Raw genomic sequence first — 15,306 nt, forward strand, 5'->3', positions numbered from 1 at the left:
TCGATCGTTGTGGTGACGCAGGTTTCAGTGCCCGCAGGCTATTGCGGCCGCCGGCGGACCCGTGGGGAATTGCGCCGGCACGGCCGGAATGCGCCATAAAGCAGTGTGCGACAGTCTGTTTCGCCCGATTCGACCGGCTCGGATCAGGGCTTGCGGCCGATACCGCCCAGCAGGACCAGCCGGGTGGGCGGCAGATCGTCGCCGATCCAGTCCTGGATCGGGACCACGCCCGGCTCGATCATCTCGAATCCGTCGAACAGCGCGGCCACCTCGGATCGCGACCGGAACACGAATTGCGCGGTGCTGCCGGTGGTGTCGGCGCGGGTCTGCTCGATGAACGTCGCATCGCTCTCGGTGCCGCCGTGGGTGAGGGCGAGATAACTGCCCGGCGCCATCACCTCGCGGAACCGGGCGATGATCTCCGCCGGCCGCTCGTCCGCCATCACGAAGTGCAGGACGCCGACGACCAGCAACGCCATCGGCCGATCGAAGTCGAACCGGGCCTCCTCCCGCAGCCGCGGGATCAGCTCGGCGGGATTGCGGAAATCCCCCAACATCGGTGTGACAGTGGGCAATCCGTACAGCATCGCATTGGCATGGGTGTACACCACCGGGTCGTAGTCGACCGATGCCACCCGTACGTCGGAATCGAATTTCATCGCCGTCTCGTGCACGCTCGGCGAGGTCGGGATACCGGCGCCCATGTCGACGAACTGCCGGACGCCGGCCTCGGCGGCCAAACCGGTTGCCCCGGTGAGGAATTTGCGGCTGAACCACGCCACCGTCCGATTCTCCGGCGCGACCGCGAGCATCCGCTCGGCCACGGCCCGATCCACGGCGTAATTGTCCTTGCCGCCCAGCAGGTAGTCGTAGACCCGGGCCGCGTTCGGCCGGGTGGGATCGACCCCCTGGGGCGGCGGCCGGTCACTCGACATCCGCACCTCCCTCGACGTCCCGGTCAGCGTAACAAGCCGGCCGGGTCCCCGGTCGCGATACCGAAGGATATCGGCGAGGGGCCCGGCCGGGTGTCGACTTGTGGCACTTCACATTTCGGCGTCGCGGAAGCAACCGCTCAGTGCACGAAGGTGCCGAGGATCAGGATCACCACAATGGATACGCAGGACAGGATCGTCTCCATCGCGGACCACGATGCGAAGGTCTCCTTGACGTCCATGCCGAAGAATTCCTTCACCAGCCAGAAGCCCGCGTCGTTGACGTGCGAGAGGAACAGCGAGCCGGACCCGACCGCGAGCGCGACCAGCGCCGCGCTGGTGTGATTCGAGGTCAGCAGGATCGGCGCGATGATGCCGGAGGCCGTCACCGTGGCCACGGTCGCCGACCCGGTCGCCAGGCGGATGGCGACCGCGATCAGCCACGCGAGCAGCAGCAGCGACAGATGGGAGTGGTTCGCGGCCTTGCCGATCGAATCCGCGATGCCGGTGTCCACCAGCATCTGCTTGAATCCGCCGCCGGCGCCGATGATGAGCAGGATGCCCGCGATCGGGGCGAGCGCGGCGCCCATGATCTCGCCGGAACGGCTGCGGCCGAACCGGAATGCGATCATCGCCCAGATCACGCCGATGATCATCGCCGTGATCGGGTCGCCGATGAAGTCCATCACCCGGTGCACCTCGGCCTTGGGGTCGGTCACCACCAGGTCGATCACCGTCTTCACCAGCATGATGGCGACCGGCAACAGGATCACCGACAGCGTGGTGAGCACACTCGGCGCCGGCCGGCCGTCCTCGCGCTCGGCGGCGCTGTACTGGGTCGCGAGCTGTTCCGGCGGCGTCGGCTGCACCCGCCGAGAGATGAAGGATCCGTACACCGGCCCGGCGATGATCGCGGTCGGAATCGCGACGATGACGCCGAGCAGCAGGGTGGTGCCGAGATCCGCCTTCAGCGCGCTGATCGCGACCAGCGGACCCGGATGCGGCGGGATGAGGCCGTGCAGGATCGACAGCCCCGCCAGCGCCGGGATGCCGACCCGCAGGATCGAACCGCCGACCCGCCGCCACACCAGGTAGACGATCGGAATCATCAGCACCAGGCCGACCTCGAAGAACATCGGGATGCCGATGACCATCGCGGCCAGCACCATGGCCCACGGCGCCCGCCGCTCGCCGACCCGGTCGACGATCGCGCCGACGAGCCGGTCCGCGCCGCCGGAATCGACCAGCAACTTGCCGAGCATGGCGCCCAGCGCGACGATCACGCCGACGTTGCCGAGCACCCCGCCCACGCCGGTGGTGAGACTCTTGAGCAGTTTGTCGGCGGAGATGCCGCCGGCCACGCCCACGAACAGGGCGCCGATGAGCAGCGCCAGGAACGGGTGGATCTTGGCCGCGGCGGAGAGCAGGACGACGAGCGCGATGCCCGCGAGGGCGACGACGATCAGGCGGGTGTCGTGTCCGGTCCAGGACGAGGACTTGGCCGCCGCCTCGGCGACAGTGGTGAGCACGGGATTTCCTTCTTCGATGGTGCCGTCCGGGTGGGGCGGTCAGGCCTGCAGGGAGTTCGGGGCCGGGCGCTCGTCGCGCTCGTGGGCCGCGGCGACACGTTCGAGGTGTTCGGCGGCGATCAGTGCGTCGACGATGACCGTGGGCTCCTCGTCGATCGGGATCCGCACCGGATTCTCGTCGTCCGTCGGCGTCTCCAGATCGGTGAACTGACTCGCGAGCAGATCCGGCGGGAAGAAATGTCCGTGCCGCGCGGTGAGCCGGCGCGCGACAGTCTCGGGATCGGCGTCCAGATAGATCAACCGGACCTGCGGACGCCCGTCGCGCAACAGATCCCGATAGGACCGCTTGAGCGCCGAGCAGGTGACCACACCGGCGCGGCCCGCGGCGCTGGTCCGGTCGATCCACGCGCCGATGGCGGCCAGCCAGGGCCAGCGATCCTCGTCGGTGAGCGGATGCCCGGCGGCCATCTTCTCGACATTGGCGGGCGGATGGAAGCCGTCGGCCTCGGCGTATTCCCAGCCGAGCCGGCCCGCCAGCAGCGAGCCGATGGTGGTCTTACCACTGCCCGAAACGCCCATGACCAGGAGGATCGGCGGTGACGGCGGATGGCCTGGCATGGGTCTCCTTCGACCTCGAACGCCCTCGGACTTCGGAGCGCGACTCACTGTAACCGAATAAGTATGATTAATGAATAGAAATCGGACAATTAGTAATACCATTGCCGAATGGCTCGTCCGGGGGGCCGACGGCGATGATGGCTCGACAGAACGACGAGACGGAGGGTGGGCATGGCGGAGTTGGGCAGGGGCCGGGCGGGCGGGGTCGCCGACACCCTCGGCGGCGAGATCGCCGCGGAGGTGTTCCGTCCGGGCCAGGTCCTGCTCACCGATCAGCTCGCCGAACGATTCGCGGTGTCCCGCACGGTGATTCGCGAGGCGGTCCAGGTCCTCCAGGCCAAGCGGCTGTTGCGCAGCAGCCCGCGGATCGGCCTGACCGTCCGGCCGGTCGTGGAATGGCATCTGTTCGATCCCGACGTGATCCGCTGGCGGCTGGCCGGTCCGGCGCGCACGGCCCTGCTCGACGAACTGACCGAACTGCGCGGCGCGGTGGAACCGGCCGCGGCCGCCGCCGCGGCTCGTCGCATCGACCCCGACGCCCGCGCCGCCCTGCTCGCCGAATCGGCGCGGATGCGGGCCGCCGCGATGACCGGCGATCACGCGGCCTTCGTCGACTCCGACGTCCGATTCCACGGCCTGCTCCTGGAGATGTCCGGCAATCCACTGTTCGCCCAACTCGGCCCGGTGACCGGTGAACTGCTGCGCGGCCGCGCGGCCCTGCAACTACTGCCCGCGGTACCCGATCCGGCCGACGCCACACGGCACGACGCGGTCGCCGTCGCGATTGCGACCGGCGATCCCGACGCCGCGGAGGCCGCGATGCGCCTGGTGGTCCGGGAATCACTGGACGACATCCACCGCCGCCTCGGCACGACCCCCTGAGTCCCGCACGCCGATCCGGCAGCGGCGAACCATGTTCCCCGCGCGCCGATTCGGGGTTGTGACGGCCCGTGTACCGGACGCCGTTATAGTCCGATCCATGCCCGGGACATGGAGCGCTCTCGGAAAACAACTGGGAACCCTTGCCATCGACCAGGGTTCCCGCATGGTCGTCCGGCAGGCGCCGCGCCTGGTACGGCGCATGGCCCGCACCCCGATCTGGACATGGGCCCGCCCGGCACCGGCAACCCGTGACCGCCCCGCACTGCCCCGAACCCGGCCCACACCGGGCCACGCCACCGCGCCGGTCGCCCGTCACCGCACCACTCCCGTGGCCCCCGGCCGCTCCCGCACCCACGGCACCGTCGATATCCGCCCGCCGGCCTCGGCCCCGATCCCGAGCCGCGAACGGGCTCGCCGACTCGTCTACTGCCCGCACCTGGACGGCCCCGCCGACACCGGCGAGATCGTCTGGGCCTGGATCCCCGACCCCACCGACCCTGCAGGTGGCCGCGACCGCCCGGTCCTGCTCATCGGCCGCTCCGGCACCACCCTGCTCGGCCTGTCCCTGTCCGACGACCCGGTCTACGAACTGGATCCGGCCTGGATCGCGCTCGGTGCCGGCCCGTGGAGCCACGGCCGCTTCACCTGGGTCCGCCTGGACCTGGTCGCCGACATCCCGGAAGCAGGCATCCGCCGCGAGGGCGCAATCCTCCCCCGCCCCGCCTTCGACCTGGTCGCCTACCGCCTCTGCGCCGAATACCAGTGGTTCTGAACCACCGTCCGCTCAGTCGGCCCGATCCGGCACTGCGGCCGTATCCGAGGTCGTCCGATCAGGTCGCCATGTTGCGGGCGCGGCCGAACAGGAGGCTGTAGATCAGGGCGCCCAGCAGGCCGCCGAGCAGGGGGAACAGGATGAAGGCCCAGACCTGGCCCATGGCGCCGTCCTGATAGGGCGCGACCGCCAGGCTGCGAACCGGATTCACCGAGGTGCCGTCGATCGGGAGCGCGACCAGCGTGACCACCGCGTAGGCGGTGCCGATGGACAATCCCGCCAGCGGCACGTCCGAGAGCTGGTCGGTGGAGGCCAGGACGACGAACACCAGAACGGCGGTCAGGATGATCTCGACCGTGATGGTGGCGGCCAGGCCGTAGCCGTTGGTGGTGACGTTGCCCAGCGGCCCGTCGACCACCGATTTGGCCGGACTGTGCCCGCCCCAGCCGTTGGCGCCGAGCCCGTCGCGCGACCGGTCGTAGCTGGGCAGATTCTTCGCCACGGCGTAGATCACCGCACCGGAGAGGAAACCGCCGATCAACTGGGCCAGGACATAGAAGCCCGCGTCGGCGCGGTTGATCCGGCCGAGCAGCAGATGTCCGAGAGTGACCGCCGGATTCACATGGCAGCCGGAGATGGGCCCGATCGTGTACATCAGGAACAGCAGGGTGAACCCGAAGGCGACCGCCACGCCGAGCGAGCCGATCCGGTGCGACCCCTCCAGCACCCACGCCCCGACGCCGCCGAACACCAGCACGAACGTGCCGATTCCCTCGGCCAGCAATTTGCGCCGCAGCGGCACGGCATGCCGCTCGACGTCCTCCTCCACCACTTCCTGCGCGGTCGGAGACATATGAGCCACCCTCCTCGGTCAGACATGCTGTCAGGAGTTCAGGAATACGTTCATGATCGCTCGAGTCCGGACCCCGACGCTACGCGAGTGTGATGCCTACCACAACAGCATGCACGGTCCGGGCTGTCGGAGCCCGGCCGTAGGATCGTCGCCGTGACCGAACGCCCGGCTCCCGTCCATCTCGTCCTCGGTGAGGAAGAGCTGCTGATCGAACGCGCGATCGCGGCGATCGTCGCGCAGGCGCGAGCGGTCTCCCCCGACCCGGGGGCGTTACCCGTCGACCGGCTGCGCGCCGGCGATGCGAGCACCGCCGAGCTGGCCGAGCTGCTGAGTCCGTCGCTGTTCGCGGAAGACCGGGTGATCGTGCTGGAGGCTGCCGCGGAGGCGGGCAAGGACGCGGTCGCCGTCGTCACCGTGGCCGTCACCGATCCGCCGGAGGGCGTGGTCCTGGTGGTGCTGCATTCCGGCGGCGGCCGGGCCAAGGCCCTCGCGGGCGATCTGCAGAAGCGCGGCGCGGAGGTCCACCCCTGCGCCAAGCTGACCAAGGCCGGCGAGCGAGTCGAGTTCGTGCGCAACGAGTTCCGCGCCGCCGGGGTGCGCGCCTCGGGCGAGGTGGTGCAGGCCGTCCTGGAGGCGGTGGGTTCCGATCTGCGGGAGCTGGCCGCCGCCTGTTCCCAGCTCGCCGCCGATACCGGTGGCAAGGTCGACGCCGCCGCCGTGCGCCGCTACTACTCCGGCAAGGCCGAGGTCTCCGGATTCGATGTCGCCGAATACGCCGTCGCGGGCGACCGTCCCGCCGCCATGGAGGCGCTGCGCTGGGCCATCGACCGCGGTGTGCCCGCGGTGCTGCTCGCCGACGCGCTGGCCGATTCGGTACACACCATCGCCCGGGTCGGTTCGGCCGGCCGCGGCGACCCGTTCCAGCTCGCCTCGCAGCTCGGTATGCCGCCCTGGAAGGTGAAGAAGGCCCAGGGCCAGGCCCGCGGCTGGACCGCGGCCACCATCGGTTCCGCCCTCCAGGTCGTCGCGACGCTCAACGGCGATGTCAAGGGCGGCGCCGCCGATTCGGACTACGCCCTCGAACATGCGCTCACCCGCATCCTGGACCTGCACGGCGCCGGCTGAACCGCCACGCGCGGCACCGGCGATTCAGCCCTGGTTGTGCCGGATGATCTCGTCGATCAGCGCGCTGCCCGGGAAATCCGCCATCAGCAGTCCGGCGGTCTTCCCCGGCTCGGCACGCAGGCGGTCCAGCGTGCGCGGATTCTCGTCGTGCGCGTAGCGCTCGGGCACCCGGGCCGGATCGGGCACGCCGCTGGCGGAGAGGAAGTTCAGGTAGAGGGTGTGCGGATCCCCGGCCGCCGCCTTGTCCAGCTGCGCGGTGATCGCGGCCCATTTGGCGTCCACCGACGGATCGTGCCAATCGTCCTGGATATCGAGCGGCAGGCCGCGACCGTCACCGCCCGCGATGTTGTCGAACTGGGTGAGCACGATCCGGCCGCGCACCTCACCCAGCGCCGGCAGGGCGGCCCGCCCGGTCACCGAAGGTTGCCAGACCCGCGGATGCGCGGTCAGATACCGATCGATCAGGGCCAGGTCCGGCGGCACCCGCCCGGCATCGTCGCAGGTGAAAGGCTTACCGGTGTTGTCACATTCGGCCTTCACCCGCATCAGCACGGTCTCGCGGGGATGGTCGGCGAGGAACTGGTCGGCGACGGTGAGCACATCGTCGAGATGCGCCTGCTGATAGAAGGAGCCGTGCTGCAGCGCAAGACCGTCGTTCTCGTCGCGGCGGACCCGGATGTCGAGCGCGCGGATCCCCGCGTCGAACTGCGCGCGCAGGCTGCGGCGCGATACGCAGGCCGAGTCGCCGGATCCGCAGCCGGTCGTGACGCTCTGCTGCGTGACCACCGCGGGCCCGGCCTTGTCCCCGTGGAAGGCCATGGTGTCGTGGGTGCCGGGTACGGAGAGGCGACCGAGGGTGAGTCCGTCCGGCAGCCCGCCCAGCCAATCCGGATGGTGTGCGGCGCCGAGGCTGCGGTAGGCATCGTTCGCATCCGGCCGCCCGGTCGGCGTTCCCGCGCCCTGGGCGGCTGTCACCGCCCCTTGCACCTGTGAGACGGCCGTCGTCGGGTGCTGCGCCACCCCGCCGCAGCCGGCCGATACCATCCCCGCCGCGAGCACCGCGACAGCGCTCCGGATACCGATAACCCCATTCATCCGACCACCGTAACCCGGCGCGGACGGCAAAAGCCGCCGCGGTCGCTCGACGTCACGAGCCCTCTGCCACGGCGGCCATATGGAACGAATGCGACCCGCAGGTCGCGCGGCGATCAGCCCAGCTTGTTGTAGGCCAGCGACATGGCCGACTTCTTGTTGGCGGCCTGGTTGGCGTGGATGACGCCCTTGGACGCGGCCTTGTCGAGGCTGCGGCTGGCCGACACCAGCAGGTCCTGGGCCTTGTCCTTCTCACCGGCGGCCGCGGCCTCGCGGAACTTGCGGATGGACGTGCGCAGGGCGGACTTCACCGACTGGTTGCGCTGCCGCGCCGCCTCGTTGGTGCGGATCCGCTTCAGCTGGGACTTGATGTTGGCCACGCCTGTTTCCTCTGATTCCTGTCGTCGGATGGTCTAGCTGTCTCTGGTACAACCACGAAGTCTGTGGGCGCGCACCGAACCGCAACATCGACATACGGAAAGCGCTGCACCGACGATCGACAGTACCAGCCACCGGCTCGCGGAATGAAATCGCCCCGATGGGACCGGATGATGTCATCGCCGGATACATGTTGATCAAGCAAATTTTACCTACGTCCAACCGCACGAGAACCAGACATGTTGGACGATTGATACATGTCCCCCACCGCCGCAGCCCGCGCCACAGCGCCCGCCCCACCCGCGGCATCGGCGCCGCGGCGGCATACCGACGAGGGCATTTTCGCCGGTTACACGCCCGGGCGCTACGAAAATGCCTACGACGAGATGTTCGATGCCCAGGGCCGGGTACGCACCGCCTACCGTGGCCTGTTCGACGCGCTGGCGCCGATCGAGGAGGGTGACCTGCAGCGTCGCAACGAGGCGCTGAACCGGGCCTTCATCGATCAGGGCGTCACCTTCTCGCTGTCCGGGCAGGAGCGCCCCTTCCCGCTGGATCTGGTGCCGCGCGTGATCACGGCCGCCGAATGGGCCAAACTCGAGCGCGGTATCCGGCAGCGGGTCACCGCGCTGGAGCTGTTCCTCGCCGACATCTACGGCGAGCAGACCATCCTGCGGGACCGCGTGATTCCCAAACGGCTGGTCACCTCGTGTCAACACTTCCACCGGGAGGCCACCGGGGTGGTGCCGCCGAACGGGGTGCGCATCCACGTCGCCGGTATCGACCTGATCCGCGACGAGCGCGGCGAATTCCGGGTGCTGGAGGACAATCTGCGGTCCCCGTCGGGCGTCTCCTATGTCATGGAGAATCGCAGCACGATGGCGCGGGTCTTCCCGGATCTGTTCTTCTCGCACCGGGTGCGCGCGGTCGGCGACTACGCCAGTCAGCTGCTGCGGGCACTGCGGTGCGCCGCCGCACCGAACGCGGCGGACCCGACCGTGGTCGTCCTGACCCCCGGCGTGCACAACTCGGCCTATTTCGAACATTCGCTGCTGGCCCGGCAGATGGGCGTCGAGCTGGTCGAGGGCCGCGACCTGTTCTGCCGCGACAACGTCGTCTACATGCGCACCACCGCCGGTGAGGTGCAGGTGGACGTGGTCTACCGCCGCATCGACGACACCTATCTGGATCCGATGCAGTTCCGGCACGATTCGGTGCTCGGCGTCGCCGGCATCCTCAATGCCGCGCGCGCCGGAAATGTGGTGCTGGCCAACGCCTTCGGCAACGGGGTCGGCGACGACAAGCTCACCTACACCTATGTGCCCACGATCATCGACTACTACCTCGGCGAGAAACCGATCCTGCCGAACGTGGACACGCTGCGCTGCTGGCTGCCGGAGGAACGCGACGAGGTGCTGGACCGGGCCCCGGAACTGGTGATCAAACCGGTGGAGGGCTCCGGCGGCTACGGCATCGTGATCGGGCCGGACGCCAGTGCGAAGGAGCACGACACGATCCGCCGCAAGATCCGCGCGAATCCGCGCGGCTGGATCGGCCAGCCGGTGGTGCAGCTGTCGACCGTGCCGACCCGCATCGGCGACGACCTGCGGCCCCGGCACGTGGATCTGCGTCCGTTCGCGGTCAACGACGGCGAATCCATCTGGGTGCTGCCCGGCGGCCTCACCCGGGTGGCACTACCGGCGAATTCCCTGGTGGTCAACTCCAGCCAGGGCGGCGGCAGCAAGGACACCTGGGTGCTGGCGCCGCGCACCTCCGACGAGAAACGCGAATTGGCCGGCGCCGAGGTGGTTTCGGAACTGCCGGAAACGAACACTCAGGAATTGGGAAGGGAATTGAACGCCGCGCAGGCGAATCAGCAACAACAGCAACAACAGCAGACGGGCAAGATCGAGCGTTGACCCGGCCGGGATGCCGCCGGACGGCATCCGGGCGCGGGGACAATTGAAGGCGGTGGGCGAAGATGTTGGCGCGCAATGCCGAATCCCTGTACTGGATCGGCAGATACGTGGAGCGGGCCGACGATACCGCGCGGATCCTGGATGTGGCTGTACACCAGCTGCTCGAGGATTCGACGGTGGACCCGGACCGCGCCTCGCGAGTGATGTTGCGGGTGCTGGGAATCGAACCCCCCGAGGGCGAACTCGACGTGTGGTCGGTGACGAATCTGGTCGCGTTCAGTCACGGGCACGGCGGCTCGATCGTCGACTCGATCGCGAAGGCACGCGAGAACGCCCGCGGTGCACGGGAAGTCACCACCAGCGAGATGTGGGAATGCCTGAACGCCACCTACAACGGGCTGGCGGCGGCGGAGAAGAACGCCCGGGCGCTGGGCCCGCACGAATTCTTCCACTACATCACCGGCCGGGCCGCGATGTTCGCCGGACTGTCCGACTCCACCCTCAGCCGTGACGACGGTTACCGATTCCTGTTGCTGGGCCGCGTGATCGAGCGGGTCGACATGACCGTCCGGCTGCTGCTGTCACGCGCCGGCGACCGCGCCTCCTCGCCGGCCTGGGTGACCGTGCTGCGCTCGGCCGGCGGGCACGACACCTATCTGCGCTCGCATCGCGGTGCCCTCGACGCCAATCTGGTGGTCGAGTTCATGCTGCTGGACCGGTCCTTCCCACGCTCGGTGTTCCATTCGCTGCGGGTCGCCGAATCCTGTCTGCAGGAACTGGATCAGCGGCCCAACGGCCGATTCGGCGCGCAGCACGAGGCGGGCCGGCTGCTCGGCCGCGGCCGCAGCGAACTGGAATTCCTGCCACCCGGTGTCCTTCTGGAGGATCTGCAGACGAGACTCGTTCTGCTGCAACAGACCTGCCGCCAGGTCAGCGAGGCGGTCTCGCGGCAGTACTTCTACGCGGCGCCCTGGGTGGCCTGGACCGACCTGCATTCCAGTCAGGACCGGCAAGTGGAGGAGGTCTAGACATGTGGCGGATGCGGGTGGTCCATACCACCGGATACGTGTACGACGCTCCGGTGACCCGGTCGTTCAACGAGGCGCGCCTGACACCGCGCGCCGACAGCCGGCAGACGGTGATCCTCAACCGGGTCGAGACGGTGCCGTCGACCCGGTCCTATCGGTACGCCGACTACTGGGGCACCCAGGTCACGGCCTTCGACCTGCACGCACCGCACACCGAGCTGGAGGTCACCGGCGCGTCGGTGGTGGAGACCGAACCCGACGGCGGTCCCACCGAGGAGCTGTCCTGGGAGAATCTACAGACCGAGGAGATCATCGACCGCTTCGACGAGCTGCTGGAACCCACCGAATACGTGCCCCGCGACCGGCGCCTGGCCACCGTCGCCCGCCAGCTGTCGCGCGCGGTGCCGCCGGCGAAGGCCGTGGTGCGCGCGGCCGAATGGGTGCACAGCGAGATGGACTATCTCGCCGGCACCACCTCCGTGCACACCTCCGCGGTGCAGGCCTTCGCCGAACGCAAGGGCGTCTGCCAGGACTACGCGCACCTGACCCTGGTCCTGTTGCGCGCCATGGGAATTCCCAGCCGCTACGTCTCCGGCTATCTGCATCCGCAGCCGTCGGCGGCGATCGGCGAATCCGTGGCCGGCCAGTCGCACGCGTGGGTGGAGGCGTGGACCGGCGGCTGGTGGGGCTACGACCCCACCAACAACGTCGCGATCAACGAACAGCACGTCTCCGTCGGCGTCGGCCGTGACTACGCCGACGTGCCGCCGCTGAAGGGCATCTTCTCCGGCGACGGCTCCACCGACCTGGAGGTGGTCGTGGAGGTCACCCGCCTCGCCTGAGGCGTATCACGCCGGGGGCCGGTGCAGCGTGCGGATCCACCGGCGGGTGTCGGCGGGATCGATCACCGCGTCGAGTTCGAGAACCGTTGCGGCGGTGAGCGCCTTGCCGTTGGCGGAGGCGAGCCGGACCAGTTCGTCGAAGGCCGCCTGCCGCTGCGCCGGATCGGCGATCCCGGCGAGCTCCTTGGCGAACCCCAGCCGCACCGCGCCCTCCAGCCCCATCCCGCCGATTTCGCCGGTGGGCCAGGCGATCACGAAATCCGGCGCGCGGAACGATCCGGCCGCCATGGCCTGTGCCCCCAGCCCGTACCCCTTGCGCACCACGATCGTGCCGAACGGCACGGACAGCGCCGCGGCATCGATGAACAACCGGCTGAACCGGGTGACCGTGGCCTGTTCCTCGGCATCCGGTCCGACCATGAATCCCGGTGTGTCACACAGCGAGACGATCGGCAGTCCGTGCGCCCCGCACAACCGGAGGAACGCCCCGAGCTTGTCGGCCGCCGGTGCGTCGATGGCGCCGCCGAGATGCCCGCAATCGTTGGCGATCAGCCCGAACGCGCGGCCCTCCACCCGAACCAGGGCGGTGACCACCCCGATCCCCCAGTCCCGCCGCAGCTCGAGCATCGAATCCACATCCACGACGGATTCGATCGCGGCGCGAATGTCGTAGGCGCGCAACCTGTTCTCCGGCACCGCGTGCCGGGCCAGCCGGGGATCCGGCGCGGTCCACTCCGCGGTGGTCCCCTGGAAGTAGGCGAGATACCGCCGCGCGACCGCCACGGCCTCGGCCTCGTCTCCGGCGACGACGTGCACAACCCCGTTGCGCCGCTGCACGTCCACGGGTCCGATCTGCTCGGGCGTGAACACCCCGAGCCCACCACCTTCGATCATCGCCGGCCCGCCCATACCGATATTCGCGTCCGGGGTGGCGATCACGACATCGCACATACCCAGCAGCGCAGCGTTTCCGGCGAAGCACCGCCCGGACACGATGCCGATCAACGGCACCCGGCCCGACAACGCCGCCATGGTGCGGAAGGTGGTGACATCCAACATGGAAATCCCACCGTGATCGGTATCCCCCGGCCGCCCGCCGCCACCCTCGGTGAAGAACACCACCGGTAGCCCCTGCTCGCGCGCGAGCTCCAGCATCCGATCGGTCTTGCCGTGATTGCGCATACCCTGCGTCCCGGCCAGCACGGTGTAGTCGTACGACATCACCACGGCCCGGGACCCCTCGGCGCCGAACCGATCGGCGTTGATCGTGGCGACCCCCGCGACCAGACCGTCCGCGGGCGTATTGGCGATCAGATCCTCGATACTGCGCCGGGCCCGCTGCGCCGCGATGGCCAACCCGCCGTACTCTACGAAACTGTCCGAATCGACCAGATCATCGATGTTCTCGCGCGCGCTCCGCCGCCCCAGCCGATGCCGCTTGGCCACCGCCGCGGGCCGCGCCGCATCGTGCGTGGCGTCGTTCCGCGCCAGCACCTCGGCCAGATCGTCGCGCACGGAATCCAGATCGACATCGGCAACCTCCGCCGAAACCCCGTCGTGCTCGGCGGTGACCCAGACCAGCAGAGCCGACCGCGGATCGACGACATCCCCCGGCCCGACCGCATGCCGCACCACCCGCATCGCCTGCTCGGCACGCAGCACATGCTGCATCTTCATCGCCTCCAGCACGACAACCTCGGCCCCCGCCGCCACCACGGCCCCCGGCTCGACCAGCGTCACCACGGTGGCACCCATCGGCGACCGCAGCACGGCCTCCCCGTCGTGCAGTCCGTCCTCCCCGGCGACGGGATGGTTCCCCACGCCACCGTTGCTCGCGGCAGCACCGACACCGTTCCCCGCGCCACCGCGGTCGGCCGCTACGCCACCGTGCTCCGACGAATGCCCTTCGCGGTCCGATGTCCGAACGTATTCGTCCGCCCGAGCGGACAATTCGCCGAGGTGGCGTTCGAACCAGGTAGTGTCGACCGGCCGGGTACCGGCGAGTTCGGCCAGCACGGCCCGCACCAGCGCGGCATTGGTGTGCACACCGACCACTTCGAGTTCGGACAGCGCATCGGCACATCGTTGCAGCGCCGATCCGTACGACGGCCCGCGCGCGATCACCTTGGCCAGCAACGGATCGAACTGCGCCGTCTGCCGCATCCCGGTCCGCGCCGCGGTGTCGACCCGCACACCGACGCCGGTGGGGGCCGAGAACCGTTCCAGCACACCGGTACTCGGTAGGAGCGTGCCGTCCACGGCACTGGTCTCGGCATTGACCCGGGCCTGCACCGCACAACCGCGCGGCACGGCCCCCGCACTCACCGCCGGATCGAGCTCCCCGAGCACCCGCCCCTCGGCCAGATCCAGTTGCACGGCAACCAGATCCACCCCGGTCACCTCCTCGGTGACGGTGTGCTCCACCTGCAACCGGGGATTGACCTCCAGAAAATGGAAACCCGAAGCGGTGACCAGGAATTCGACGGTGATCACGCCTCGGCAGCCCACCGATCGGGCGAGCGAGACCGCCGCACGATGCAGCCCGGACCGCACCTCCGGATCGAGGTCCGGCGCCGGCGCCACCTCGATCAGTTTCTGATGACGCCGCTGCACACTGCAATCGCGATCACCGAGCGCCACCGCGTCCACACCGTCGGCGACGATCTGCACCTCGATGTGCCGCGCACCGGTCACCAGCGCCTCGGCATACACGGTGTCGTCACCGAATCCGGCCCGCGCCTCCGCCCGGCACCGCTCGTACACCTCGGCCACCTGCCCCGGATCCCGCACCGGCCGCATCCCGCGCCCACCACCACCGGCGACGGCCTTGACCATCACACCGGTGGGATGGGCCCCCAGCAACGCCGCAATCTCCTCCGGCCCGGCCCCGGCGGCCGTCGCCGGGACCACCGGAACCCCGGCCCGCTCGGCCGCACCCCGGGCCGCCACCTTGTCCCCGAAGACTCGCAGCGCCTCCGGACCGGGCCCGACGAACACGAGCCCCGCCGCCGCACAAGCCTCGGCCAATGCCGCACTCTCACTGAGGAATCCATAGCCCGGATGCACGAAAGCACCCGCCCCCGCCGTCGCGGCGGCCGCCACCACCGCGGCAACATCCAGATAGGCGGCAGCACCCCGACCCGGCAACTGCACCGCCTCATCGGCCAGCCGCACCGGCAGGCTCCCGGCCTCGTCAGCGGTATACAGCGCCAGCGTCGACCAGCCCCGCTCCCGAGCGGTCCGCAACACCCGGACCGCTATCTCACCCCGATTGGCCACCACGACGCGCATGCCCACAGCTTCGCATCCGAACCGGACAACCGACACCGAGGCACC

13 protein-coding genes are annotated in these 15,306 nt (G+C 69.4%); 6 read left to right on the plus strand and 7 right to left on the minus strand.

The annotated features are described in order from the left end of the window. Window positions 1-143: 143 nt before the first annotated feature. The 3 genes from G361_RS0119215 to G361_RS0119225 form a co-directional block, all read right to left on the minus strand. Window positions 144-935: an SAM-dependent methyltransferase gene (locus G361_RS0119215; protein WP_019928733.1), complete on the minus strand. Its 792-nt coding sequence runs from the start codon at window positions 933-935 to the stop codon at window positions 144-146. Window positions 936-1,072: 137 nt separating this feature from the next. Then, entirely contained in the window at window positions 1,073-2,461 is a 1,389-nt protein-coding gene (locus G361_RS0119220; protein ID WP_019928734.1) for a GntP family permease, read from the minus strand. A 39-nt stretch (window positions 2,462-2,500) separates the two neighbouring features. Next, on the minus strand, window positions 2,501-3,079 hold the full coding sequence (locus tag G361_RS0119225; protein WP_019928735.1) for a gluconokinase: 579 nt from the start codon (window positions 3,077-3,079) through the stop codon (window positions 2,501-2,503). 171 nt (window positions 3,080-3,250) lie between these two features. Here G361_RS0119225 and G361_RS0119230 point away from each other — a divergent pair, with 171 nt between their 5' ends. Then, the gene (locus tag G361_RS0119230) at window positions 3,251-3,961 is read left to right on the plus strand and encodes a FadR/GntR family transcriptional regulator (RefSeq protein ID WP_019928736.1); all 711 of its coding nucleotides are present in this window, start codon (window positions 3,251-3,253) and stop codon (window positions 3,959-3,961) included. 97 nt (window positions 3,962-4,058) lie between these two features. Further along, window positions 4,059-4,733, plus strand: coding sequence for a hypothetical protein (locus tag G361_RS0119235; protein WP_026343230.1), 675 nt, complete (start codon window positions 4,059-4,061; stop codon window positions 4,731-4,733). A gap of 58 nt (window positions 4,734-4,791) precedes the next feature. Here G361_RS0119235 and G361_RS0119240 read toward each other — a convergent pair whose 3' ends face one another. Then, window positions 4,792-5,586, minus strand: coding sequence for an aquaporin (locus G361_RS0119240; RefSeq protein WP_019928738.1), 795 nt, complete (start codon window positions 5,584-5,586; stop codon window positions 4,792-4,794). A 153-nt stretch (window positions 5,587-5,739) separates the two neighbouring features. Here G361_RS0119240 and holA point away from each other — a divergent pair, with 153 nt between their 5' ends. Further along, complete coding sequence (gene holA / locus G361_RS0119245) at window positions 5,740-6,711, plus strand: DNA polymerase III subunit delta (protein ID WP_019928739.1); 972 nt, start codon at window positions 5,740-5,742, stop codon at window positions 6,709-6,711. A gap of 24 nt (window positions 6,712-6,735) precedes the next feature. Here holA and G361_RS0119250 read toward each other — a convergent pair whose 3' ends face one another. After that, the gene (locus tag G361_RS0119250; protein ID WP_196814509.1) at window positions 6,736-7,686 is read right to left on the minus strand and encodes a phosphatidylinositol-specific phospholipase C; all 951 of its coding nucleotides are present in this window, start codon (window positions 7,684-7,686) and stop codon (window positions 6,736-6,738) included. Window positions 7,687-7,919: 233 nt separating this feature from the next. Beyond that, window positions 7,920-8,183 (minus strand): 30S ribosomal protein S20, encoded by a 264-nt coding sequence (rpsT, locus tag G361_RS0119255; protein WP_019928741.1) that lies wholly within the window; start codon window positions 8,181-8,183, stop codon window positions 7,920-7,922. A 255-nt stretch (window positions 8,184-8,438) separates the two neighbouring features. On the opposite strand from rpsT, the gene G361_RS0119260 reads away from it, so the two are divergent. From G361_RS0119260 to G361_RS0119270, 3 genes are all read left to right on the plus strand, one after another. After that, window positions 8,439-10,100, plus strand: coding sequence for a circularly permuted type 2 ATP-grasp protein (locus G361_RS0119260; RefSeq protein ID WP_019928742.1), 1,662 nt, complete (start codon window positions 8,439-8,441; stop codon window positions 10,098-10,100). Window positions 10,101-10,162: 62 nt separating this feature from the next. Next, the gene (locus G361_RS44145) at window positions 10,163-11,128 is read left to right on the plus strand and encodes an alpha-E domain-containing protein (RefSeq protein ID WP_019928743.1); all 966 of its coding nucleotides are present in this window, start codon (window positions 10,163-10,165) and stop codon (window positions 11,126-11,128) included. Window positions 11,129-11,130: 2 nt separating this feature from the next. Then, the gene (locus tag G361_RS0119270) at window positions 11,131-11,970 is read left to right on the plus strand and encodes a transglutaminase family protein (RefSeq protein WP_196814510.1); all 840 of its coding nucleotides are present in this window, start codon (window positions 11,131-11,133) and stop codon (window positions 11,968-11,970) included. Between the two features lie 6 nt (window positions 11,971-11,976). Here the strand turns inward: G361_RS0119270 and G361_RS0119275 are convergent, their stop codons facing one another. Further along, on the minus strand, window positions 11,977-15,261 hold the full coding sequence (locus G361_RS0119275) for a carboxyl transferase domain-containing protein (RefSeq protein WP_019928745.1): 3,285 nt from the start codon (window positions 15,259-15,261) through the stop codon (window positions 11,977-11,979). Between the last annotated feature and the right edge of the window lie 45 nt (window positions 15,262-15,306).

The sequence above is a fragment of the Nocardia sp. BMG111209 genome, assembly GCF_000381925.1.
Lineage (GTDB): Bacteria > Actinomycetota > Actinomycetes > Mycobacteriales > Mycobacteriaceae > Nocardia.